We start from the raw sequence: 25,516 nt of genomic DNA, 5'->3' as shown, positions 1-25,516 counted from the left end.
CTTTTGAATGTAGTGCGAGTTCACTTAATTCATTTGCTTCTGCTAATGCAGCTTCTCGTATTTGCATAGTTTATTTATCCTCTCTTTTATTACTTGTAGTTCTATTTTCACATTCCATAGTAAAATACGATACTTTACAATTATTCTATAAATATCTTTACTATCCCTCGCTGCAATACTTACATCTCCACGCATTTAGTTCATAAAATAAAAGCGAACACTCAACTACAGAGCAGTATTACACGTGCTTCTTATAGTTCAGTACTCGCTTTTTCTCAAAGTAGAGCTATGTCTTTTACAACGATTCTAGTAACTTTTTAACAAAATGAATGGAATGATGTGAAGCTGAAACACAATTATCTTCAAATACTTCAATACCAGACGCTTCTTCTGTATCTGTTATAGATCTAACTGCTATAAATGGAATCGTATTGGCATAACAAACGTGAGCTATACTTGCTGTTTCCATATCTACACAAAGTGGGTTGTATGTAGAAATTATTTCTGTACGGCCACTCTCACTTATAAAAGCCTCTCCAGTAACTATCTTTCCGAAATAAACATTTTGGGTAAATTGATTGTTCTCGATTACTGCTCGGCTTAATTCAAGAAGTTTACTATCCGTTTTAAAATATACACTTTCCATCCATGGATGATATTCAGTTAATATTCCTTCATCCACGTCGTGATACGCTATTTCTGTTGAAATGACTGTATCTCCAATTTTTAATACTTTATCGATTGCTCCTGCAACACCTGTTACAATAATATGCGTCACATTAAACTTATCTATTAATATTTGAGCTGCAATAGCTGCATTAACTTTACATACACCACAATATAATGCAACAACTTCTACATTTTCATATGTCCCACTATGAAACGTTAACATCGCAAGATTCGTTATTTTTTTATTAGACATATCTTCAATAAAAGGCATAATTTCATCTTCTGATGGCCCAATAATTCCAAATTTCATACACTCATCTCCTCACTAAATTTATATATAAAACTTATATAGGCATTCAATCGATCTTCAAATATATAAAGCCGCTACGCAAACTCCATTAGCGACTATCCGTACTATCTATAAATATAAGCCCGAACTACAAACAGTTTGGGCTTAGCTTTCATTCTCATTTATTATGCGCATCTAACCAAGAAATTAAATCTTTAAACACTTCATCTCTATTCACTTCATGGAACATTTCATGTCTTCCATTTTCATATAAACGTAGTGTAACATCTTTCACACCACATTTTTTATAGTTTTCATAAACTTCTTTTACACCTTTTCCCATATCTCCAACAGGATCACGATCCCCAGAGAATATATGTATTGGAAGATGTTTTGGCGTCTTCTTGTATTCTTCTAGTTTATTTACTTCTAATACACCAGAAAATAGTTCCCTATAAAAACTCGTCGTACAAATGAATCCACATAACGGATCCGCGATATATTTATCAACTTGATTTATATCTGAAGATAACCAATCAAATTTCGTACGATTTGGCTTAAAGTTCGAATTGAAGTTTCCGAAAGATAAAAAGTTTAGCACTGGACTTTTCGTTTTTGCCCCACGCAATTTCATTTCGATTGTTGCTACTTTATGACCAATAGCCCCTAAAAGCCCTGGATTTCCACCTGTTCCTGAAATCAGAAATCCATCATATAGTTCACCCCTAAGTTGTACAGCACGTCTTGATAAAAAAGAACCCATACTATGTCCTAGTAAAAACAAAGGACTTGACTGCTCTTCTTTTATCCTTTCTGAAACAAAGATAACATCCGATACAACTTGATTCCACCCTATATTTGGTTCAAAATGACCATAATCTTCTTCTTTTTTTACTGTTTTCCCATGTCCTTTATGATCATGCGCATAAACACCATACCCTGCTTCCAATAAAGCATCTACAAATTCTGTATACACCCCTGCATGCTCTGTCATGCCATGTGCAATTTGAATAATTCCTCTCGGATCTCCTTCTGGTAACCACTTACGCAAATAAATTTCCGATCCATCCAATGCCGTAACGAAACTTTCCTGTACGTTCATTTCGTCAGCCCCCAACTCTATTATGTATCTCAAAATAATGAATATCCGTTCATTATTCTTATTATGTATTATATGCAATTGCTTTCATTATGACAAATACTGTACTTTTCCGATTAGCTATCAAACTATTATATTGACGAACAACCAATAAAATTATATAGTTACTTACATAAAGTAATTATTATATTTTTAGGAGGTTTCTATTATGATGCCATCACTATTTTTAGCACATGGTTCACCAATGCTTGCTATTCAAGATACAGATTATACACGTTTTTTAAAAACACTTGGAGAAACATATAAACCGAAAGCAATTGTTATTTTTACCGCTCACTGGGAAAGTGAAGTATTAACAATCTCCTCATCAGATGAAGAGTATGAAACAATTTATGATTTTGGAGGTTTTCCTCCTGAGTTATACGAAATTAAGTATCGTGCGAAAGGCTCTTCTAGCATTGCATCTATGTTAGAAACAAAATTTAAAAACAAAGGCATTCCAGTTCATCATAATATGACGAGAGGTTTAGATCATGGTTCATGGACACTCTTGCATCGCATGTATCCAGAAGCAAATATTCCTGTCGTACAAATATCAGTCAATCCATTCCTTCCTGCAAAAGAACAATTTGAGATTGGAGAAGCACTTAAAGGACTTGGACAAGAAGATATTTTAGTAATCGGTAGTGGCGTTACCGTTCATAATTTACGAGCCCTGAAATGGAATCAAACTACACCTGAAAAATGGGCAATTGAATTTGATGACTGGATTATGAAACATATGCAGAATAACGATAAAGATGCATTGTTTAATTGGGAGAAAAATGCGCCTCATGCACAATTAGCAGTACCAAGAGCAGAACATTTTGTTCCTTTATTTATCGCTATGGGCAGTGGTGAAAGTGGCGGAAAAGTCATTCACCGTAGTTACGAGCTTGGTACATTAAGTTATCTTTGCCTTCAATTTTAAAGAAAAAGGATGAAGCATTCATTGCTTCATCCTTTTTTCTATTTCATTCACTTAGTTAACTAACTTCCAAATGTTGTTTCTCTGATACCTCTTCGTTCTTATTATGAAAATAAACCCAAATGCATGCAATAAATAATAGTGATGATGTAGAGAAAAAAACATATTGGAAGCCTGCATGAGCTGCAATTTGCCCCCCAAGCACTGGACCAATCATATTTCCTAAAAACTGAAACGACTGATTATATCCAAATATTCGTCCTGTTACATGGGTTGGCGTATGTTGTTTTAGTAGAGTTTGTACGGAAGGTAATAATCCTGCTTGTGCGATACCTAATAAAAATCGAAGAATTAATAGTTGCCAAGCTGAGGTTACAAATGCTTGCGGGATAAAGATAATCCCTGCAGCAAACAATGCTACTACTAATGTTTTTTGAGGACCGATATGATCTGATAATCTTCCTAATTTAGGCGCTGCCAAAATAACTGCTAATCCTGTCGCAGACATAACTGCCCCTGCAATCATTTCGATATGAGCTGTTCCTGGTCCTTCCAAATTCTTTACGTACAATGTAATAATAGGTTGAATTGACATATTGGCAAGTTGAATAATAAATGTTGTTACAAATAAACTAATAATTACATGCTTTGCTGGGACCATCGTCCATACTTTTTTTTGCTGTACCTTTTTTGCTTGAGCAGAGTGATTTTCTTCATGTAGGAAGAAAAAGACGATGAGGAAGGAAAGGAATAAGAAAGCTCCTGTAACAAGAAAGACATGACGCATTCCAATTAACTCAGACAAATAACCGCCTAGTAATGGTCCGAGTAATGAGCCGCTCACGCCCCCGGTTGAAATTGTGGAAATTGCCCAACCTGAATGCTCTTTCGGAGTTTCTGCTGCAATAAATGTCATTGCGGTTGAAAGGAAACCAGATACTGCTCCCATCAAAAATCTAAGTGCGACTAGTTGATACACATCCGTTACAAACCCCATAAGCGTCATAATAACCGCCATACCAAGGCTAGCACGTATAAGCATCAATTTCCGTCCATGTATATCACCAAGCTTTCCCCATATTGGTGATACGATCGCACCCATTAAAAATGTTACACCAAATGCAAGTCCCGACCACTGTGCAATACTCGAAGTGCCAGTCACTCCTAATTCCTCAATATAAAAAGATAAGAAAGGAATTACTAAACTCATACCGGCTGCAGTGGTAAAACAACCTAGCCAACAAATCATTAAATTTCGTTTCCAGCTGGCCATTTTCACACCTTCTTTCATTCGATACCCATTCTACACCTTTTCTTGTAAAAAGTTTAGTAATTTGATTTAGACGTAATATTCATTACAAAAGCCGCTATTTCCTAGCAAAAACCATGTAAATTCCACATTTTTTTCATAATAAAACCAACTCCCCTATATGGAGTTGGTCAATTATCTTCTAGCGGTATTAAACGAGCATTGCAACTTCTCTCATAAAACTCAATCGGACCTGCTTGTCCAATAATTGCATATTCATATCCGTCTTGCTTCATATTATATAAACAATGATGCAACAATTCTTTCCCTACACCTTTCACACGATTTCGTTTCGCTGTCCCCATCGGACCAAATAGTCCTTTCTTTCCCCTGACTACATCATAACAAGCGAAACCTACTATCACTTCACCCTGCTGTGCAATATAAATAGGTACCTTTTCTTTATATGTTTGAAACCCATAATCTATCGACTGTAACCAGCGTTCACCAAATTCCCCCGTCACAAAACGTACTAATGTTTCAAAATCAGCAGAGCTAGCTCTTCTAACATTACAAGATAATTTATTATAAATGGGATCAAAGCATTTTAAATCCACCGCCAAATCTCTTGGTTCAGCTATAATACGTAACACATCTTTTTGTATTTCTTTGTTTATAACTTTTTCACTCACTATACCTAAACGAAATAATGCATATATTACATGTCCTTCATTTATTAATACTTGCTGAAAACGTTCCATACGTTTCTTCGCTATTTGCAAAATTTCTAGCGTTTTATTGGCTAATTTATATTGTTCTATTTTTATGTACTCTATTTCATATTGTTCTTGTAAAGAAAGTTCTTCTAAAAAATCCGTGCCATCTTTACGAAACAAATACATATATAACTCTGCGCACACTCCTGTACCTTCTCTACACATGCCGATAAAAAGATGAACTGGTTGAATTATATTATATTTAGTCTCTTTTGCCGCAATCTCCAGTATTTTATGAACACGTTTTGTAAATTGGAATTCCCCCATATGTATCTCCATCCTCAACTACTTTACTAACAAACCGTAACCATAAATAATTGAAACAATTATTCCAACTACCAATATACCTGGAAGTAAATTCGCTACTTTAATTTTAATAAATTCAAGTAAGTTTAATCCAATGGCGAATATCATAATGCCGCCCGTAGCTGTCATTTCCACTATAAATTGATTCATTAATTCTTTCGGGACAAAACTATTAATCTGTGTTGCAAAAATGGCAATAGCACCTTCATATAAAATAACTGGAATCGCTGAAAATACTACGCCGATTCCTAGAGTTGTCGTTAATATAATCGAAATGAATCCATCGATAATCGCCTTTGTGAATAAAATATTATGATTTCCGCGAATTCCACTGTCCAATGCACCAAGTATCCCCATCGCGCCAATTGCAAAAATTAAAGTAGCTGTTACAAAACCTTCTGATATGCTACCTTTCCCTTTCGATCCAACTTTATTTTCTAGCCAATCCCCTAAATGTTTTAACTTTTCTTCTAATTGTAACCATTCTCCAATTACCGTACCAATCACTAAACTCAGTATGACAACAAGAAAGTTTTCACTTTTTAATGCCATTTGAAGCCCAAGCACAGTAACCGCTAAACCGATTGCGTGCATTATCGTCCCTTTCATACTTTCTGGAATCCTACTAAATAATTTACCAAGTAAAGTACCAAATATAATACAAATCCCATTTACAACTGCTCCTAATATAACCATTTCTCATTCTTCACCCTTCGAATTCTTTATTTCTATATTTTGGTTTACACATTGATTTACAAGTTATCTATATGTTAACTTAATATTGAGAATATTAACAAATGTTTTCCACTACATAACCCGCTATTTTTTGTAACTTTAATTACCTTTAATAGATTCAGTGTTAATTTAATTGCGGGATAATATTAAAAGGGAAGGTATATATGAAAACTTTACTAAAACGATTTTTGTTAATAGCCTTTTTCATTACACCGATTGTTTTATTAATCAATTACTCTTTTATTTCAAAAGCAAAAGACAAACCCGATTTACAAAACAAATCTAGTAAAACCGCTTCAAAAAGCGAAAAGAAAATAGAAGACCAAGAAATCACACTCACCTTCTCTGGTGATACAATGTTTGATTGGCAATTGCGTCCTATAATCGAAAAAAACGGGGCTGATTACCCATTCCAACATGTAAAAGAAGAAATAAAAAAAGCTGATATTTCTTTTGTGAATTTAGAGTCGGCATTTACAACGAAAGAAAAGAAAGCACCTGGGCAACTGTTTTGGATTAAAAGTGATCCATCTACACTACAAGCTATTAAAAACACTGGATATGACATCGTAAATATTGGGAATAACCACACACTTGATTATGGGCAAGATGGATTATTAGATACGATTTCTCACGTAGAAAAATTAAAGTTCCCTTACATTGGAGCCGGAAAAAATGCGAAAGATGCATATACAGCACGAGAAATGACCGTAAAAGGGAAAAAGTTCAAATTTCTTTCCTTCGTTCGATTTATGCCTGATTCTAATTGGGTAGCTGGTGAGAATAAACCTGGCGTTACGAATGGCTATGATTTAAATCTTGTAACAAAAACAATTAAAGAACAAAAGAAAGATGCAGACTATTTAATCGTCTATATGCATTGGGGCGTTGAAAAATCAAATCGTCCGGTAGAATACCAAAAGCAATATGTACCTAAAATGGTTGAAGCAGGAGCTAACGCAATTGTCGGAAGCCATCCACATTGGTTACAAGGGTTTGAGTATTATAATAAAGTTCCTATCGCTTACTCATTAGGTAACTTTTTATTCCCGAGTTATGTGAATGGAAAAAGTGCAGAAACTGGCGTCTTAACTTTAACTTTTAAAGGAAAGGATGTCCAAATGTCATTTAACCCTTACATCATTCGTAATAACCAAGTTTCCCCAGTAAATGAAGAAGAAAAGAAAAAAGCTCTACAATATTTACAAACAATTTCAACTGATGTAGAAATTGATGATACAGGGAAAATAAAAAACAAACGAAACTAGACAGCTCAAGATCTATTTCTCTGTAATATACTTTACAGAATAGGTGATAAACATGCGGAAAGACTTATTAGAAAATGTAAGTTTGTTAGAGAACGTTTATAAAATGTCTATAGCAATCCTACTTTTATGTTCCTTTTATTCTGTGAGACTATTTAAAAAAATAAAGCGAGAGAGAAATCTTACTCCCTTTGAATTTACAATGTATGTAATTATTCGCATTGCGATATTTTTTTGGTTAGCTAGCTTTATTCTTCTTGAATTTAATGAGTACCTAGTTTAACTATAAAAAAGATAGAACAAGCACTATATTCCCTCGCTTGTATCTATCTTTTTTATTTACATTCTAACTCTTTCCTTCTATTAAATAAGCAAATCAAACAAAACAGGGTTTTTATTAAGTTCCATAAATTGAATATTATTTTCTTTAAAGCGAGTAATTAATTGCTCATAATCTTCTTTATGTTTTAATTCTACGCCAACTAATGCTGGACCATTTTCTTTATTATGTTTCTTAATATACTCAAAGCGCGTAATGTCATCTTCTGGTCCTAATCCTTTATCAAGAAATTCTCTTAGCGCACCTGAACGCTGTGGAAATTCAATGATGAAATAATGCTTTAACCCTTCGTAAATGAGAGAACGTTCTTTCATTTCTTGCATTCTATCAATATCATTATTTCCACCACTTAGCGTACATACAACTGTTTTACCTTTTATTTCATCCCTGTATAGATCAAGGGCTGCAATAGAGAGTGCACCAGCCGGTTCAGCTACAATCGCATTTTTCTTATACAGTTCTAAAATCGTCGTACAAACCTTTCCCTCTGGTACTAAAACTATGTCATCAATGACATCTTTACAAGTTTCAAATGTTAACTTCCCTGCTTTTTTGACAGCTGCTCCATCAACAAAACTATCTATTTTCTCTAATGATACATTTTCGTTTTGAAGGAAAGCCTCTTTCATAGATGCAGCCCCCATCGGTTCTACACCAATTACCTTTGTAGCTGGACTAACACCTTTCACATATGTACCTACACCTGATGCTAACCCACCGCCGCCAATTGCTGTAAAGAGATAATCAACTGCCTTATCCATATCGTGCATAATTTCAACAGCTACTGTTCCTTGCCCTGCAATTACATACGGATCATCAAACGGATGCACAAATGTCATCCTATTTTCCTCACAATAGCGCTGTGCTTCTTGAAAAGCACCATCAAATGTATCGCCAACTAACATGATTTCTGCAAAGCTACCACCAAAAAATTGAACTTGTGATACTTTCTGTTTTGGTGTCGTTGTTGGCATAAAGATTTTCGATGGAATATTTAATAAATTACACGTATACGCAACTCCTTGTGCGTGATTGCCAGCACTTGCACAAACAACACCATTTTGTAATTGTTCTTTCGACAAACTTTGAATTAAATTGTATGCACCGCGAATTTTGAAAGACCGAATTACTTGCAAATCTTCTCGTTTAATATACACCTCACATTCGTATTTTTCAGATAAAACCTTATCACGTTGCAAGGGCGTTTTCATGACGATATCCTTCATACAGTTATGAGCCATAAGGATATCTTCAATCTTCACTCTCTCCTTCACATTTTGCACCATTTTCTATCATCCTTATCTCTTTTATTTTGACTCAATCAAAATTCGGCACCTTTAGAACTGCACCTGTATTCGCCGATGTTACCATCTGAGAATATCGTCCAAGCCAGCCCGTTTTCACTTTCGGTTCTGGTCGTTTCCATTCTTTTTTACGTTTTTCTAATTCCTCATCACTCACTCTTACTTCTAGCAAGCGTTCCTCAACATCAATACATACAATATCCCCTTGTTCAAGTAGTGCGATTGTTCCACCCGCAGCTGCTTCTGGTGAAATATGCCCTACCGAAATGCCACGTGAAGCTCCAGAGAAACGTCCGTCCGTTAATAATGCAACCTCAGCACCTAATCCCATTCCAGCGATTGCTGATGTTGGTGCTAACATTTCAGGCATACCCGGTCCGCCTCTTGGCCCTTCATAACGAATGACAACTACATCTCCTTTTTTCACTTTCCCAAGCATAATGCCAGCCAGTGCCTCATCTTGTGAATTAAAAATAACGCAAGGTCCTTCAAATCGTTTTACTTCGGTTGCCCCGCTTTTAATAACCGCTCCATCTTTCGCTAGATTTCCTTTTAAAATACGTAAGCCCCCCTCTTCACTATGAGGGTTTTCAAGAGAATGAATCACTTCCTTATCTTTAATCTCTGCATGAGCAATGTTTTCTCTTAATGTTTGCCCAGTAGCCGTAATACGGTCTAAATGAAGTACCCCTTCTTTTCTGCTCATCTCTTTCAAGATTGCACTAATTCCGCCCGCTCGATCAATATCTTCCATATGCCAGTTAGAAGCTGGACTTACTTTACATAAATGCGGTACACGTCTTGAAACAGCATCAATACGGCTCATATCATAATCTAGCCCTGCCTCTTGTGCGAGTGCTAGCGTGTGTAATACTGTATTCGTTGATCCACCCATCGCCATATCAAGTGCAAAAGCATCGTCAATTGCTTCTTCTGTTACAATATCACGCGGTTTAATATCTCTTTCAATTAAAATTTTCAGTTTCTCTGCTGCTTGTTTAATTAACTCTTCACGTCTTGGATCAATTGCTAAAATACTACCGTTTCCAGGAAGGGCTAAACCTAATACTTCACATAAACAGTTCATAGAGTTCGCTGTAAACATGCCGGAACAAGAGCCACAAGATGGACAGCCATGATCTTCAATATCTTTTAATTCTTCTTCTGAAATTTTCCCAGATTGATAAGCTCCTACCCCTTCAAAAACAGAACTAAGGTCAACAACTTCCCCCTTAGATGTTTTCCCAGCTGCCATCGGTCCACCTGAAACAAACACAGTCGGAATGTTAATACGAAGAGCTGCCATCATCATACCTGGTGTAATTTTGTCACAGTTTGGGATACAAATCATGCCGTCAAACCAATGTGCATTTACAACCGTTTCTACTGAATCTGCAATAATTTCACGACTCGGAAGCGAATAACGCATACCGATATGTCCCATCGCAATACCATCGTCTACTCCAATTGTATTGAATTCGAATGGTACCATACCTGCTGCACGAACGGCTTCTTTTACAAGTTTCCCAAACTCGTTCAAGTGCTTATGCCCTGGAATAATTTCAATAAAAGAATTACAAATCGCAATAAACGGCTTATCAAAATCCTCATCTTTCAAACCAGTTGCTTTTAATAAACTACGATGTGGCGCTTTATCAAAACCTTTTTTAATCATGTCGCTTCTCATCTTGTCAAATCCCCTCTTACGTATTTTTCACTTATATTCTCTTAATCTATTTCTTTACTAACGTTTTCTTTTCTGGTTCCTTAATCCAGCTCATCATTTCACGAAGCTCTGTTCCTACTTTTTCTAACTGATGATTTTGTTCTGCTTTTTTCATCGCGTTGTATGTTGGACGACCTGCTTGGTTTTCTAAAATCCATTTTTTCGCGAATTCACCTTGCTGAATTTCTGTAAGTACTCGTTTCATCTCTTTCTTCGTTTCATCTGTAACAATTCTTGATCCTGTTACATAATCTCCAAACTCTGCCGTATCTGAAATAGAATGGCGCATGTTCGTTAATCCACCTTCGTACATTAAATCAACAATTAACTTTAATTCATGCAAACATTCAAAGTATGCAATTTCAGGACGATATCCGCCTTCCGTTAACGTTTCAAAACCAGCTTTTACAAGTGCAGTTACTCCGCCGCAAAGCACAGCTTGCTCACCGAATAAGTCTGTCTCTGTTTCTTCCAGGAATGTCGTTTCAATTACACCTGCACGTGTACAACCTACACCTTTTGCATATGCAAGAGCTACATGTAATGCCGTGCCGGTTGCATCTTGATGCACTGCAACTAATGCCGGAACACCATTTCCTTCTTGGAATACACGGCGAACGAGATGACCTGGGCTTTTTGGTGCGACCATCGCTACGTCTACGTAACTTGGCGGATTAATTTGTCCGAAGTGAATATTAAATCCATGTGAGAAAAGTAACATTTGCCCTTCACGAAGATTCTCTTCTACTTCTGTTTTATAAACATGTGCTTGTTGTTCATCCGGCAATAACATTTGTACAACTTGTGCGGTTCGAACCGCTTCTGAAACGGACATTACTTCAAACCCATCAGCTTTCGCTACTTCATATGACTTACCAGGACGAACGCCAACTACAACTTCCACACCAGAATCACGTAAATTTTGTGCTTGGGCATGACCTTGAGATCCATATCCGACTACCGCAACTGTCTTCCCTTGTAATAACTCTACTTTTGCATCTTGCTCATAATACGTTTTCATATTCCATACACTCCTTATAATTTGTTTACTTGTAGTACATTGATTAATTTTTTCAGCTGACTGATGAGTAATGTTGCTTCTTGTTCTGTACAAACTGTTGTTAACTCCATTTCATTTTCATTTAAATTTAATGAAGAAATATAATAACCACGCCGAGCAAAAATTCCACTTATGCGTAATAAGACGTTTGGGTCGTTATGGATAACTAGTGAAAAAGTATGACTCATTCTTCCCACCTCTTCATCATCATTTCATTATTCCCTTTGTTTGGCGGAACCATCGGAAATACGTTTTCACCTTCTTCTACACAAAAATCAACTACGACAGGACCTTCGTGCGCAAAAGCTTCTAACATCACTTTTTTCGCCTCTGTTGCATTTGTTGCTCTTAGCCCCCTCACTCCATATGCTTCTGCTACTTTTACAAAATCAGGTGATCCAATTTTTGATTCTGATAAACGATTCTCATAAAACATTTCTTGCCATTGCCTTACCATCCCTAAAAATTTGTTGTTTATTATAAATACTTTTACAGGTATGTTATTTTCTGCAATTGTTTGCAGTTCCTGAATATTCATTTGAAAAGAAGCATCGCCCGCAATACAGATGACAAGTTCTTCTTCTTTAGCAAGCTGGGCACCAATAGCTGCTGGGAAACCAAATCCCATTGTTCCTAATCCACCTGAGGTAAGAAAAGTACGAGGTTTTCTCGCTTTATAGAAGTGAGCAGCCCACATTTGATGCTGTCCTACTTCTGTCGTGACAATTGCTTCACCATCCGTTAATTCACTTATTAAATCAATCACATGCTGTGGTTTTAAATTGGATTCTTTTTGTTTATAGGAAAGAGGATATTCTTCTTTCCATTTCCTCACTTTTTGAAGCCATTCATCTGCTTGTGTATACATAGGCATATGTAACAGCATGTGTAACGCTTTTTTCACATCCCCTACAATCGGATGCTCTACAGCTATATTTTTATGGAACTCCGAAGGATCAATATCAATGTGTACCTTTGTCGAATGTGGAGAAAAAAGTTCTAATTTTCCTGTTACGCGATCATCAAAGCGAACACCTAAAGCAAGTAGTAAGTCACATTCTGTTACTGCCATATTTGCAGCGTACGTACCATGCATACCGAGCATTCCTAAAAACAATGGATCTCCCGGCGGATATGCACCTAGTCCCATTAAAGTTGAAACGACTGGAATACGATTCTCTCTTGCAAACTTGATGAGTTCTTCAGATCCACCTGAATGAATGACGCCTCCTCCAATATATAGAAGGGGACGCTTTGCTTTTGAAATTGCTTTAGCCACCTTTCTCAGTTTCATACTGTCTGGTACAACTTCCGGTTTATATCCTATAATGTTAACTTCTTCATTAAAGAAACTTGTCACATTTGCATTTTGAATATCTTTTGGAATATCAATTAATACCGGTCCCGGTCGCCCACTATTAGCGATGTAAAAAGCTTCTTGCACGATACGTGATAAGTGATTTACTTCACGAACTTGGTAATTATGCTTCGTAACAGATACAGTAATTCCGACAATATCAGCTTCTTGAAATCCATCTTTACCAATTAAAGGCGTTGCAACTTGCCCTGTAATAACAACTAAAGGAATCGAATCCATATAAGCATCTGCTAAGCCCGTAACTAAATTCGTCGCTCCTGGTCCAGAGGTAGCAAAGACTACCCCGACCTTTCCAGAAGCTCTCGCATACCCTTCAGCCGCATGAATGGCAGCTTGCTCATGACGAGTTAAAACGTGCTTCAATCCACTTCCATATAACGCATCGTATACTGGCAAAATCGCTCCGCCCGGATAACCGAAAACAGTCGTTACACCTAATTTTTTCAAGCATTGAATAACGTGTCCGGCACCTGTCACTTCTTCGCACTGTAATTTCTCACATGTTGTATACTGTTCCTCCATTTCGATTAACTCCTCTCCCTTTCTACGCTAAACTTTCCGCCAGTCCTGGAACACGTACTCCTCTTTCTCTCGTCAATTTTTTAAACTCTTCAGTTAATCGTTTCGTTACACTTCCTGGTTTCCCATCTCCAATTTCTCTAGAATCAACTTTTACAACTGGAATTAACTCTGCTGCCGTTCCTGTTAAAAACACTTCATCTGCTACATATACGTCATGGCGAGTAAATGGCCTTTCCTCACACGAGATATTAAGACGCTCACATAACTCGATAACACTATTTCTCGTAATACCTTCTAGCGCCCCTAAATACGAAGGAGGTGTTAGCACTTTTCCATCTTTCACAATGAAAACATTATCTCCAGACCCTTCACAAACATATCCTTGTTGGTTAAGCATAAGCGCCTCGAGTACGCCTGCTTGCGCTGCTTCAATTTTTACAAGTACATTATTTAAATAGTTCATTGACTTAATACGTGGATCTAATGCATCTGGCGTATTACGTCTTGATGCTACAGATACAACGCTTAGTCCATTATCATAAAATTCCTGAGGGAATAACTTTAATTGTTCTGCAATAATAATTACGCTCGGTTTCACGCAACTCCTCGGGTCAAGCCCTAAATCCCCTTTTCCTCTTGAAACAATTAATCTAATGTAGGCATCAGCGTATTCATTTTTTTGAAGTGTCTGTAAAACGGCTTCTTCCATTTCTTCTACCGGCATTGGAATCGTCAGTAAAATAGATTTCGCCGATTCATATAATCGTTTCACATGTTCTTTTAGACAAAATACATTTCCTCCGTAACTACGAATCCCTTCAAATACACCGTCTCCATATAAAAAACCGTGATCATATACTGAAACAACTGCCTTTTCTTTTTCTACAAATTCCCCATTCATATAAATGTACTGGTTACCCATCTCACATCGCTCCTCTTTTTTTCTCTCTATTTTTGCAATCTATTTCTACATCGATTGCTGAGATGAGTATTTTAACAGAATATTCAGTATACAAATCTTAAAAATATACTCATCTCAACAATCGATTACGTACATACTTGTAGCAACCCATTGCTGAGACGAGGGAATCGTGGTACCACTCAGCTTCCTTACACTTCTCACGAAATATAAGCTTTGCAAGTCCAATTAGACTTTTGTTTTTCTATCGGAAACAATTCCGCTACTTTTTACTAGTTTTCAAAAGTAGTGCTCCGAGGTGATCTTCAATGATTCGATTGTTACTACCCTCACAGCCTTAGGGCAGCTCTCTGAAACAATCTATATCATTTACTCTCCTCTTCCACGCATTCTTTTATTCTATTTTTATAAAAGAAAAACTCTCGCCTCAGCAATCAACTACTACAACTTAGTAGCTTTGATTGCTGAGGCGAGAGTTTCGCGTTACCACTCAGCTTCCTTATACTTCTCGCGAAATATAAGCTCTGTAGGTCCAATCAGACCCCCGTCCTTTTACCGGAGACGATGCCGCCGCCCTCTACTCAGTTTCCCTTTCGCAAGCGATGCTCCGAGGTGATCTTCAATGATTCGATTGCTACTACTCTCACAGCCTAGGAGTAGCTCTCTGAAACGATCATAATCATCTACTTTCCTCTTCTTTGCATATACAACATATAAAGTTAGAAAATTCTTAATTCACTTTTATTTGTTACACGTATTATAGGACGTTGTTCTTTTCATTGTCAACATGTTTTTAGAAAAAAATAAAATTCATTCTATTTACTAGAAATCTATTTATTTTTTCTCAAAACAAAATCGGAATGAACTTCTTACACATACTCATATATTACTTAAGTATGTTCGCATTACTACATAAAGAAAAACTACTGACAAACATATAAAATTTATGGGGAGATGAGAAAAATATGTTAAAAGGAAAAGTGGCATTAGTTACAGGAGCAAGCCGAGGAATTGGACGTGCTATTGCTAAACGTTTAGCAAATGACGGTGCATTGGTTGCTGTTCATTACGGTAATCGAAAAGATGACGCTGAAGAAACTGTTCATGAAATTCGATCAAATGGTGGCCAAGCTTTTTCTATCGGCGCAAATTTAGAATCCTTACACGGTGTAGAAAACCTTTATAACGCTTTAGATACTGAATTACAAAAGCGCACTGGTGAAACACAATTTGATATTTTAATAAACAATGCCGGCATTGGTCCTGGTGCTTTTATTGAAGAAACAACTGAACAATTTTTTGATAGAATTGTTTCAGTAAATGCAAAAGCACCATTCTTTATCATTCAACAAGCACTGCCACGTTTACGTGACAATAGCCGAATTATTAATATTTCATCCGCTGCGACCCGCATTTCTTTACCTAATTTCGTTGCATATAGTATGACGAAAGGCGCTATTAATACAATGACTTTTACGCTAGCAAAACAGCTTGGAGCACGAGGAATAAAGGTGAATGCAATACTTCCAGGATTTATTAAAACAGATATGAATGCAGAACTCTTGAGCGACCCGATGATGAAGCTGTACGCTACTACTATTTCCGCTTTCAATCGCTTAGGTGAAGTAGAAGACATTGCCGATACTGCTGCATTTCTCGCTTCTCCAGACAGCCGCTGGGTTACTGGACAATTAATTGATGTGAGTGGAGGATCTTGTTTATAAAAAACATATATTTTCAAATCTTTTTTATTGCGCAATAAAACAATTTATATAATACTATATAAAACATATACATTTAGGAGGATTACAACAATGTCCGAAAAAACATACGAACTCGCAACCTTCGCAGGCGGCTGCTTTTGGTGCATGGTAAAACCATTTGATGAACTTCCAGGTATTCATAAAGTGCTTTCTGGCTATGCAGGAGGTCATATAGAAAATCCAACATATGAACAAGTAAAAGCTGGAACATCTGGACATTTAGAAGTTGTTCAAATTACATTCGATCCTTCTATTTTTCCTTATCAGAAATTACTAGACTTATATTGGCCACAAATCGATCCAACTGATGATGGCGGACAATTTTTTGACCGTGGTCCATCTTATCGTACCGCTATTTTTTATCATAACGAAACACAAAAAGCGCTTGCTGAAAAATCAAAACAAGCTCTTACTGAAAGCGGAATGTTTAAAGATCCAATCGTAACTGAAATTCGCCCGGCTGCACCTTTTTTTGAAGCAGAGGAATACCACCAACATTTCTATAAAAAGAACCCAGAGAAATATGCTACTGAGCAAAAAGAATCTGGCCGTGCAGACTTTATAAAAGAAAATTGGCAAAAAAAATAATAAAAATGCATCGTACTCTCTTTTCAAAGTGCGATGCGTTTTTATCTTTGAAAAAAGTACAATACAATGATGAGAACAACCGCTGTTAATGTCCAAAGTGCTATTTCATTTTTCACTCTACTCTTTTTCTTAGTCATTTCCTCTCCTCCTAATAGCAATACAACATATTCAAGATTTCCTCTGTTTAATTGTCCACCTTATATACGTGAATACATCCTTACAAATTCTTATAACAAGACCACCGACGATTCCGATTGCAATTGAAATTACTAACATCTGTACAAAACTAAGAGTAGTTGTGTATGTTATGTAGATAACAATGCATACAAGTAAAACATCCGGTAAAGAAAGCAAAAACTTTTTAAGCATTTCTTCAACTCTCCTATGCTTTATTTATTTGTTCTACTGTAGCTTTGAAATAAAGTTTGTTCAAAAATTCCATTTAGACCCTCATTTTACGGAAAAATAAAAAGAACCCCTTTTTAAAAGGATTCTTTTTCAGCAAATTTAATTTTGATTATTTTTTTACATATCCCATTCCATAATTACTCCTAAAATAGAATAATATTACTAGTGATTTGTTGCGAATTAACTATTTGCCAGGCAATCGGATGTTACACCAGCTACTTACGTCGCATTGACCATATGTATTATCACCTACTGCTACCACCGTGCCATCTAATTTCAGACCGACCGTATGCGCACAACCCGCCGCTATCGCTACAATATCACGCCAATCGCTTACATTACATTGACCATACTCATTCCAGCCGACTGCCACCACGGTACCGTCTGATTTAAGTCCGATTGTATGATTCGTACCAGCTGCTATTGCCATAATATCTTTCCAGCCGCCTACATCGCATTGACCAAGTTTATTATTACCCACTGCCATCACTTTTCCATCCGATTTCAAACCAACAGTATGAAGATAACCTGCCGCCAACTCCACCATACCACACCATCCACTTACATCGCATTGGCCATATCGATTATTCCCCACAGTGGTCACTGTGCCGTCCAATTTAAGACCGATTGTATGCCAGTCACCCGCCGTGACCGCCACAATATCACGCCAGCTACTTACATTGCATTCTCCTTCTTTATTTCGTCCCACCACTATTACTGTGCCATCCGGTTTTAGGCCAAAGGTACGACGCCACCCTGCCGCAACCGCTACAACATTATACCAATCGTGTACATCACATTGTTCATGCTTATTCCAACCCACAGCTACCACAGTACTGTCACATGCAAGACCGATTGTATGTGCATTACCCGTGTTCGTCGCCATATGAACATTACCCGCTGCGACTGCTTCAATATCACACCAGCTGCTTACATTGCATTCTCCTTCTTTATTTCGCCCCACTGCTACTACCGTGCCATCCAATTTAAGAGCAACGGTATGACCACGACCTGCCGCTATCGTATCTTTAGGCCACCGTTTCGCTTTTAACATTTCTTCTTTCGGTGAAATGTAATTCATGTTTTTCCTCCTTGCATATAAGCAACTGTATCCAAATAGATATTTTTATCTAATTTCATTATAAATGCCCCAACTTTTTTTATAAATTTACAGCTACAAAAGAAGCCTATTATTACTTCTTCAAAAAATAAAAACCTCCAGTTTAAATACTAGAGGTTCCTTCTTTATTTCTTCAATCGTTCAATAAAATCGTTCAATTTATCAAGTGATTTCATATTCTGATTACAAGCTACACCATCTTTGCAAATATAGTTTCCCTTTTTAACGAAAGTTCCTGGTACATCACCTTTAATTTCCACTAAAAACATTCCTACTTCTTCATGCCCATGACATAATGAACAAATGCTTTTTTTATTTAAACTTTGAAAAGTTCCTTGCAGACCAACAAACTTATTCTTATCATTTTTCGCTATAATAAATTTCCTACTGGATCCTTTATCAATCCAGCTTAAATAAGATAATTCTTTCATATCCAGTTCTTCCATATCAGGAAGTTTTAACTTTTTCGCCTTAGGAAATAATTTTTTTAATGTTTGCGCTGTAACTTCCTGAAACGGAATGACATACGGATTTATTTTCATTAAAAACGATTCTGCATCTTCTCTATTTTGAACTGTTAATACCGTATCGATTAACTCTTTCTGTTCATCCGTTAAATTCTCAAATACATGTATTATCTTTTCAATTGCAAGTGATTTTAACGCTTGAATTACTCCTCTATCATTTGCCGTTGCATGCCCGTTTGCTAAAATATAAGCTTGTGATTTTATTAAATTATATTGATCACTTCTAATAAACGCTTCCATCTTTATCACTCCATACAAATTGTTGATCTAGTTTTATTGTATACAATGATTCAGTTTTTTGATATGTAAAAGATAACTTAGAAACAAACATTACATACATCGCCTATTCTCTACCGCTGCATTTCCTGACAAAAGAAACCATCGTCTGTTTTCCATTCTGCATATAATACGTCTTCAAATTTAGTAATTCCTTTTTGCTTTATTTGTTTATAAAGCCATCCTTCATCAAAACCTGCTTCCCTCAAATTATCCTTCACTACTTTCCCATCACTAATTAATGAAATCGGTAAGTATACAGGCTTATGTTTTAAACTTAAGTCATTTATAGTAGGAGATTCATATTTACTTTTTTTCAATACACTTATGTTTCCGTTAGGTTCCAATATCATATACTCAACTTCTCGAATTGAAAATATATCTTTTTGTTGCCTAAGCATTTGCTGTAATTGGTTAATATCCAAATGATTTGAACTTAGTTGTTCCCGGTCAATATATCCATTACGGATAATGATTGACGGAGAGCCTTCAAAAAAACTTCTCGTTCCTCTAAATTTTTGTGTTATTACTTCTATTGTATAAATTAACACTACCCATACAAGTACAGCATATAAAATAGACCATACTTTTATTTCCGGATCATATATAGTATTTCCAACCAATTCTCCGAGAACAATGGCAGAAATAAAATCAAAAGGTGTTAGCTGCGATATTTGTGTTTTACCTAATATTTTAGTAGCAATTAATAAAACAAAAAAACCAACAAAAAGTTCTATCGTTATTTGTCCAAGATGATTCATATATGTTCACCTTTCTGCTTTTCACTCAAATGCTATGTATCCAATTTAGTAAAAAACGGCACATTATCGCTATTATCATGTCCATTCACATCCAATAAATACAAAACAAAAAGAGTCTGATTCAAAATAATATTTGAACCAGACTCTTTCCTTTTTTTCACTTAGAATACACAATCTTTTTAATCGTTTCTCCGGAAAGAAAATATTCTTCTGCAAGTTGATGAATAGCAATTCCGCTTTTAAATGCTGCTTTAATCGCGTTATTTCTTTCATCTAATTGTTTTCTTCCTCCAGATCGTGTACCCCATTTATAATGTTTCGTTTCTTGTTTTGGAATGTAAATTGTTTCACCTTGTATATACTTTTGAATTTCAGCAATTAAACTTTCTGGTAAAACTGCCGCAGCTTTTACGTATTTCATCTCTGCTCGCCCCTTATTTTTTATGATTCATTTCAATAAGGTGCAAAGCCAAATATAAAAAATGATACGAGCTCATTTAGGCGATTGTATATTACTTGTCTACCTCACGCAAAGTATCGCCATTTCCATACTTGGCTTTGCATGAGACGTTGCAGTGTCTGGCAATTGAATTATAATCGCCATATAAACACCTCCTAATATACCTTTTGCATTTTATTATATGATAAATTTCCTCTCCTTGCATCTTCATGCTTTTTCAGCAATAAATAATTAATTTTGATATAATACTTTTTATTGAATCAAAAATCATTGTGAGGTTACATTATGAAGAAAAAAATTATCATTACAATCGTTACACTATTCTTTATTATCACGGCATTATTCGGAACATACAAATTGATGAACGCAAGAAGCTTTCAATTATTTGGAGATTTAACACAACGCGTAGAAACAAATGAAAAAGTGATCGCTTTAACTTTTGATGATGGCCCTACTAACAATGTAAAACAAATATTACCGTTACTGGATAAATACAATGCAAAAGCTACTTTCTTTGTTATCGGAAACGAATTAGAACACAATTTACCATTAGGAAAAGCAATTGTTCAATCAGGTCATCAACTTGGAAACCATACGTATTCTCATAACAGAATGGTTTTTAAAACACCTTCTTTTATTAAAGAAGAAATTGAAAAGACGAATTCGTTCATCCGCCAAACAGGATTTACAGACGAAATTGATTTTAGACCCCCTAACGGAAAAAAATTAATTGGGCTACCCTATTATTTAAATAAAAATAATATTGAAACGATTACGTGGGATCTTGAGCCTGATACTTTTTATAAATCTACAGCTGATAAAATTGACTACGTTAATAAAAATGTAAAACCAGGTTCTATCATTTTATTACACTCTATGTATGATAAATCTAATGAAAATTTACAGACCATTGAAGGTATTTTAGACTCTTTATCTAAAGAGGGATATCAATTCGTCACAGTAAATGAACTGCAAAAAAGAGCAAAATAAGGTGAAACTTTAATCAGTGGGGGGGACCCATCCCCCACTTAACTTCTTCGCTTTCGCTGAGTTTTGAGGTGGGGGTCTTACTGCCCGGCAAATAGAAGGATAAAAAAGGTAGCGTATCATATAACGATACGCTACCTTTCTTATTAAATAATTCCAAGTACATTTAGGAATACGATAATAATCGCAATTGGTGCGATATAGCGAAGTAAGAATAACCATAATACGAATAGTTTATAGCCTTTATTTTTACTTACACCAAGCTCTTTCATTAATACATCTTTCTTCATTTTTAAAGGAACAAAGATAGAAACTAATAGAACACCAAGCGGCATTAATACGTTACTAACTGCATAGTCCGATAAATCAAAAATAGTCTTTCCAAAAATCTTCAGATCACTTAATATACCAAATGATAATGCTGATGGTACTCCAACAACGAAGATTAATAATCCAACGATTAAAGCCATTTTTTCACGTTTCCCTTTACCTTTTGCAGTTAAAGATGCAACGCTAATTTCTAACATCGAAATTGCTGATGTAATAGTAGCAAAGAAGAATAGTAATAAGAAAACGATGAAGAATAATTTTCCGAACGCCATTTTACTGAAAATAGCTGGCAATACGATAAACAATAATCCTGGTCCTTGAGATGGTTCCATTCCAAATGCGAATACAACCGGGAATATCGCAAGTCCTGCAAGTAATGTAATAACGAGCGTTAAAGCTACAATAGAAAATGCTGAACGCGGTAAACTTTCTTCTTTCGGTAAGTATGAGCTATACGTTACCATAACGGCTACACCGACAGATAATGAGAAGAACGATTGCCCCATCGCATATAAAATAATTTCTGACGTTACGTTTGAGAAATCAGGTTGTAAGAAGAAGCGAACTCCTTCACCAGCACCGTCTAATGTAAGTGCACGAACAATTAAGACAAAGAATAAAACGAATAGTGCTGGCATGAAATATTTATTTACTTTTTCAACACCATTTTGTACACCTTTACTTACGATGAAAATAGTAATAAGGATGAATAATAGCTGTGACCCGACTGCTAAATACGGATTGGAAATGATTTCACCGAACGTAGCTTCGTACGCCCCATTTCCTTCCCACAGTCTACCTGTAATTGCATTCCATAAATATAATAAAATCCATCCTCCTACAACACTGTAGAAAGAAAGTAATATGAAACATGTTACAATTCCTAATTTACCTAACCACGGCCATAACGTTTTCGGTGCGATTTCTCTATACGCATCAACGGCCTCTTTTTGTGTACTTCTCCCAATAACGAATTCGGCTAATAATAGCGGTAAACCAATTAATAATGTGAAACCGATGAAAATAAGGAAGAATGCGCCGCCTCCTCCGATGCCGGCCATATATGGGAATTTCCAAATCGCCCCAAGACCAATTGCTGAACCTGCTGCAGCTAATACGAAACCTAATTTCGATGTCCATTGCTGTGAATTCATCTGTTAATCTCCTCTCTTTATCTTTTTCTGTTTTATAATTTGGTATTTATATTGTTCTATCAATACTTTTTTCGAATACGTTCACTTCCTCCCTAATAAAAAAACGTCCCTACGTAAATACGTAGGGACGACAAAAATATCGCGGTACCACCCTAGTTATGAAGATACAACAAAAGTAAGACCTAAATAAAAACGTCCCTACGTAAATACGTAGGGACGATAAAATATCGCGGTACCACCCTAGTTATGAAGCCACAGCAAAGTTAGGACCTATATAAAAAACGTCCCTACGTAAATACGTAGGGACGATAAATATCGCGGTACCACCCTAGTTGTGAAAAAATCTTCACCACTTTATTTGATAACGGTATAAACTACCGTCTTCCATTTCCTCATAATGTGAGATTTATGAAAGATGCTCCAGGACGAACTTCATGAATAATCTATATACTGATTCACACCAACCATCAGCTCTCTGAAATAGGGAGATTTTCACTACTATACCCTTTCATTGCCCAAATATTATTTTCCGAATTGATTACTATCATTTTTATCACACATTAAAAATAGTGTCAACTTATATTTTAAGTTTTTATGTCTTATATTCTATTTAAAAATTTGAAATATGACTTTTGTATGAATAGTATTTGAACTTATATGGTTTATACTGTATTAACTTCTCTAACAGGTTTATAGTAGTATACGGTAAAGTGAAACTTTAATCAGCGGAGGATGCCCCACTGATTAAAGTTTCACCAATTTTGCGTTTACTCGTAGTAGCAGGGCTTCCACTTAACTTCTTTCTCCAGCCTCATTTTGAGGTAGGAGTCTTACTGCCCTCAAAGAGCGAGATACATGCAAGGCAACATGAGTAGGAGGAACAAATTTTGTCTACTTCAAAAGTTTTAAAAGGTACTGCTTTACTAAGCGGTGCAACAATGATTTCACGTATTTTAGGTTTTATATACTTCTTCCCTTTTCAATTATTAGTTGGAACACAAGGGGTCGCTTTATACGGATATGCATATACTTGGTATGGTATTTTATTAAGCTTTTCAACTGCCGGTATTCCTATTGCCGTCTCCAAATTTGTTGCAAAACATAATGCACTCGGTGATTATAGTACAAGTAAAAAATTGTATAGCTCGAGCATAAAATTAATGCTATTTATGGGCTTTTTAGGATTTTTAATTTTATTTATTGGAGCGCCTTACATATCACAATTTATTATTCGCTCTAAAACGCCAAATCCACAATTTATCGCTGACGTAACACTTACAATGCGAGCATTAAGTTTCGCACTTATTATCGTACCGGCTATGAGTGTTACACGCGGCTATTTCCAAGGTTTTCAACATATGAAACCAAGTGCTGTTTCTCAAGTCGTAGAACAAATCGCACGCGTTGTTTTCATTTTAGTTGGTAGCTTCATCGTTTCCAAAATATTAGGAGGTTCCGTAGCCTCTTCTGTTGCTGTTGCTACATTCGGTGCTGTTATCGGGGCACTTGCCAGCGTCTCTATTTTAATGCTGTACTGGAAAAAGTATAACGGATTAAAGCCTCCTGAAGATGAATTAAAGTCAAGGGCATCCGATATTCCATTACGAAATATTTATATGGAATTACTTCGATATGCAATCCCAATTGTATTTGTGGGTATTGCAATTCCACTCTATACGTTAGTAGATCAATATACCGTAGCTGATGTCCTTAGAGCGATGGGAGAGCCTTTAGAAACCGCGAATGCAGTTTTCGCTTATATAACGAACTATGCACAAAAGTTAATTATGATTCCGGCTTCACTTGCAACTGGATTCTCATTAACAATTATTCCGGCTATAACGAAATCATTTACAAGCGGAAAACTAGAAGAATTACAAGAACAAATTTCAAAGATATTCCAAGTATTGTTATTCTTCACTATCCCAGCTGCATTTGGTCTTGCTAGCATCGCTTACGATGCATTCCGAATGATTTATGTAGATCCTAAAATTGCACTTGATGGATCACAATATTTAATTTCATTTGCACCTTCTGCTATATTAGGTGCGATTTTCACAGTTTCTGCAGCTATATTACAAGGCATTGATTATCAAAGAAAAACAATGATTGCATTCTCAATCGGTATTCTTGTGAAGATTGTAGTAAACATACCACTTTTACACTTATTCGGTGGACACGGTGCTGTACTTGGAACAATTCTCGGATACCTCGTTTCGAATATTATTATGTTGTATTGCATCATTAAGTTTGCGAAATTTAAAATTGGTGAAACGGTGAAAACAGTATTTCTTATTACGATATACTCCGCAGCAATGTCTGCTGTTGTAATTGCATTAAAAGCAATTATAAGCTGGATTATTCCTGGCCAATCTTATATCGAATCACTGCTCATTGTATTTATATGTGGTGCGGCAGGGGGGCTTGTTTACCTTTTATTCGTATTAACGAGTGGACTCGCTTCACATATTCTTGGTAATCGTATTCAACGTTTACCTGTACTAGGAAAATTAGTAAAATAAAAAAACAAAAGATGTA

The 25,516-nt window shown here is 36.0% G+C and carries 24 protein-coding genes and 3 other annotated features; of the genes, 7 read left to right on the top strand and 17 right to left on the bottom strand.

What is annotated here, in order from left to right; all coding sequences use genetic code 11:
- Positions 1 to 295: 295 nt before the first annotated feature.
- Positions 296 to 979 (bottom strand): 5'-methylthioadenosine/adenosylhomocysteine nucleosidase, encoded by a 684-nt coding sequence (locus JDS92_RS05565; protein ID WP_000668238.1) that lies wholly within the window; start codon positions 977 to 979, stop codon positions 296 to 298.
- A gap of 157 nt (positions 980 to 1,136) precedes the next feature.
- A complete protein-coding gene (locus tag JDS92_RS05560) occupies positions 1,137 to 2,060 on the bottom strand; it encodes an alpha/beta hydrolase (protein WP_001102585.1) in 924 nt (307 codons plus the stop codon).
- 205 nt (positions 2,061 to 2,265) lie between these two features.
- Between JDS92_RS05560 and JDS92_RS05555 the strand changes: the two genes are divergently transcribed.
- Positions 2,266 to 3,027, top strand: a complete 762-nt coding sequence (locus JDS92_RS05555; protein ID WP_199631630.1) for a DODA-type extradiol aromatic ring-opening family dioxygenase — start codon at positions 2,266 to 2,268, stop codon at positions 3,025 to 3,027.
- A gap of 55 nt (positions 3,028 to 3,082) precedes the next feature.
- On the opposite strand, the gene JDS92_RS05550 is transcribed toward JDS92_RS05555, so the two are convergent.
- From JDS92_RS05550 to JDS92_RS05540, 3 genes are all read right to left on the bottom strand, one after another.
- The gene (locus tag JDS92_RS05550; RefSeq protein ID WP_000179322.1) at positions 3,083 to 4,297 is read right to left on the bottom strand and encodes a multidrug efflux MFS transporter; all 1,215 of its coding nucleotides are present in this window, start codon (positions 4,295 to 4,297) and stop codon (positions 3,083 to 3,085) included.
- Positions 4,298 to 4,464: 167 nt separating this feature from the next.
- A complete protein-coding gene (locus tag JDS92_RS05545) occupies positions 4,465 to 5,316 on the bottom strand; it encodes a GNAT family N-acetyltransferase (RefSeq protein WP_140158520.1) in 852 nt (283 codons plus the stop codon).
- A gap of 18 nt (positions 5,317 to 5,334) precedes the next feature.
- Positions 5,335 to 6,051 (bottom strand): DUF554 domain-containing protein, encoded by a 717-nt coding sequence (locus JDS92_RS05540; protein ID WP_087969984.1) that lies wholly within the window; start codon positions 6,049 to 6,051, stop codon positions 5,335 to 5,337.
- Between the two features lie 203 nt (positions 6,052 to 6,254).
- On the opposite strand from JDS92_RS05540, the gene JDS92_RS05535 reads away from it, so the two are divergent.
- Both JDS92_RS05535 and JDS92_RS05530 read left to right on the top strand, forming a co-directional pair.
- Complete coding sequence (locus JDS92_RS05535; RefSeq protein ID WP_199631629.1) at positions 6,255 to 7,358, top strand: CapA family protein; 1,104 nt, start codon at positions 6,255 to 6,257, stop codon at positions 7,356 to 7,358.
- A 52-nt stretch (positions 7,359 to 7,410) separates the two neighbouring features.
- Entirely contained in the window at positions 7,411 to 7,638 is a 228-nt protein-coding gene (locus tag JDS92_RS05530; RefSeq protein WP_199631628.1) for a hypothetical protein, read from the top strand.
- 80 nt (positions 7,639 to 7,718) lie between these two features.
- Here JDS92_RS05530 and ilvA read toward each other — a convergent pair whose 3' ends face one another.
- Genes ilvA through ilvE form a run of 6 tightly spaced genes read right to left on the bottom strand, consistent with a single transcriptional unit; the run spans position 7,719 to position 14,607 of the window.
- On the bottom strand, positions 7,719 to 8,981 hold the full coding sequence (gene ilvA / locus JDS92_RS05525) for a threonine ammonia-lyase IlvA (RefSeq protein WP_199631627.1): 1,263 nt from the start codon (positions 8,979 to 8,981) through the stop codon (positions 7,719 to 7,721).
- A gap of 31 nt (positions 8,982 to 9,012) precedes the next feature.
- A complete protein-coding gene (ilvD, locus tag JDS92_RS05520; RefSeq protein ID WP_001255829.1) occupies positions 9,013 to 10,686 on the bottom strand; it encodes a dihydroxy-acid dehydratase in 1,674 nt (557 codons plus the stop codon).
- 46 nt (positions 10,687 to 10,732) lie between these two features.
- Complete coding sequence (gene ilvC / locus JDS92_RS05515; RefSeq protein WP_199631626.1) at positions 10,733 to 11,746, bottom strand: ketol-acid reductoisomerase; 1,014 nt, start codon at positions 11,744 to 11,746, stop codon at positions 10,733 to 10,735.
- A 14-nt stretch (positions 11,747 to 11,760) separates the two neighbouring features.
- Entirely contained in the window at positions 11,761 to 11,973 is a 213-nt protein-coding gene (locus JDS92_RS05510; RefSeq protein ID WP_000019908.1) for an ACT domain-containing protein, read from the bottom strand.
- On the bottom strand, positions 11,970 to 13,685 hold the full coding sequence (gene ilvB, locus JDS92_RS05505; protein WP_199631625.1) for an acetolactate synthase large subunit: 1,716 nt from the start codon (positions 13,683 to 13,685) through the stop codon (positions 11,970 to 11,972). The genes JDS92_RS05510 and ilvB overlap by 4 nt, the downstream gene beginning before the upstream one ends.
- Before the next feature lie 22 nt (positions 13,686 to 13,707).
- Entirely contained in the window at positions 13,708 to 14,607 is a 900-nt protein-coding gene (ilvE, locus tag JDS92_RS05500; RefSeq protein WP_000528146.1) for a branched-chain-amino-acid transaminase, read from the bottom strand.
- A 151-nt stretch (positions 14,608 to 14,758) separates the two neighbouring features.
- Positions 14,759 to 14,998 (bottom strand) — a binding site (T-box leader).
- Between the two features lie 68 nt (positions 14,999 to 15,066).
- Positions 15,067 to 15,312: a binding site (T-box leader), on the bottom strand.
- A 257-nt stretch (positions 15,313 to 15,569) separates the two neighbouring features.
- Between ilvE and JDS92_RS05495 the strand changes: the two genes are divergently transcribed.
- Positions 15,570 to 16,328, top strand: a complete 759-nt coding sequence (locus tag JDS92_RS05495; RefSeq protein WP_199631624.1) for an SDR family oxidoreductase — start codon at positions 15,570 to 15,572, stop codon at positions 16,326 to 16,328.
- Between the two features lie 90 nt (positions 16,329 to 16,418).
- The gene (gene msrA, locus JDS92_RS05490; RefSeq protein WP_001291856.1) at positions 16,419 to 16,955 is read left to right on the top strand and encodes a peptide-methionine (S)-S-oxide reductase MsrA; all 537 of its coding nucleotides are present in this window, start codon (positions 16,419 to 16,421) and stop codon (positions 16,953 to 16,955) included.
- A gap of 168 nt (positions 16,956 to 17,123) precedes the next feature.
- Here the strand turns inward: msrA and JDS92_RS05485 are convergent, their stop codons facing one another.
- From JDS92_RS05485 to JDS92_RS05465, 5 genes are all read right to left on the bottom strand, one after another.
- Positions 17,124 to 17,324, bottom strand: a complete 201-nt coding sequence (locus JDS92_RS05485) for a hypothetical protein (RefSeq protein WP_000913388.1) — start codon at positions 17,322 to 17,324, stop codon at positions 17,124 to 17,126.
- A 223-nt stretch (positions 17,325 to 17,547) separates the two neighbouring features.
- Positions 17,548 to 18,444: an RCC1 domain-containing protein gene (locus tag JDS92_RS05480; RefSeq protein WP_097959000.1), complete on the bottom strand. Its 897-nt coding sequence runs from the start codon at positions 18,442 to 18,444 to the stop codon at positions 17,548 to 17,550.
- A 164-nt stretch (positions 18,445 to 18,608) separates the two neighbouring features.
- Positions 18,609 to 19,250: a FusB/FusC family EF-G-binding protein gene (locus tag JDS92_RS05475; protein WP_199631623.1), complete on the bottom strand. Its 642-nt coding sequence runs from the start codon at positions 19,248 to 19,250 to the stop codon at positions 18,609 to 18,611.
- A gap of 110 nt (positions 19,251 to 19,360) precedes the next feature.
- Entirely contained in the window at positions 19,361 to 20,047 is a 687-nt protein-coding gene (locus tag JDS92_RS05470; RefSeq protein WP_001015969.1) for a DUF421 domain-containing protein, read from the bottom strand.
- A 157-nt stretch (positions 20,048 to 20,204) separates the two neighbouring features.
- Positions 20,205 to 20,468, bottom strand: a complete 264-nt coding sequence (locus JDS92_RS05465) for a CD3324 family protein (RefSeq protein ID WP_000878303.1) — start codon at positions 20,466 to 20,468, stop codon at positions 20,205 to 20,207.
- A gap of 324 nt (positions 20,469 to 20,792) precedes the next feature.
- On the opposite strand from JDS92_RS05465, the gene JDS92_RS05460 reads away from it, so the two are divergent.
- Positions 20,793 to 21,497 carry a polysaccharide deacetylase family protein gene (locus JDS92_RS05460; RefSeq protein WP_199631622.1) on the top strand — a complete coding sequence of 235 codons (705 nt, stop codon included), beginning with the start codon at positions 20,793 to 20,795 and terminating at the stop codon, positions 21,495 to 21,497.
- Between the two features lie 143 nt (positions 21,498 to 21,640).
- Here the strand turns inward: JDS92_RS05460 and JDS92_RS05455 are convergent, their stop codons facing one another.
- Positions 21,641 to 22,978 carry a sodium-dependent transporter gene (locus JDS92_RS05455; RefSeq protein WP_001088192.1) on the bottom strand — a complete coding sequence of 446 codons (1,338 nt, stop codon included), beginning with the start codon at positions 22,976 to 22,978 and terminating at the stop codon, positions 21,641 to 21,643.
- A gap of 298 nt (positions 22,979 to 23,276) precedes the next feature.
- Positions 23,277 to 23,499: a binding site (T-box leader), on the bottom strand.
- Positions 23,500 to 23,865: 366 nt separating this feature from the next.
- On the opposite strand from JDS92_RS05455, the gene JDS92_RS05450 reads away from it, so the two are divergent.
- Positions 23,866 to 25,500, top strand: coding sequence for a putative polysaccharide biosynthesis protein (locus JDS92_RS05450; protein ID WP_199631621.1), 1,635 nt, complete (start codon positions 23,866 to 23,868; stop codon positions 25,498 to 25,500).
- The last annotated feature ends 16 nt before the right edge of the window (positions 25,501 to 25,516 follow it).

Source organism: Bacillus cereus group sp. N12 (assembly GCF_016483575.1).
Classification (GTDB): domain Bacteria; phylum Bacillota; class Bacilli; order Bacillales; family Bacillaceae_G; genus Bacillus_A; species Bacillus_A toyonensis.
This window is presented reverse-complemented; position numbering and strand designations above follow the sequence as displayed.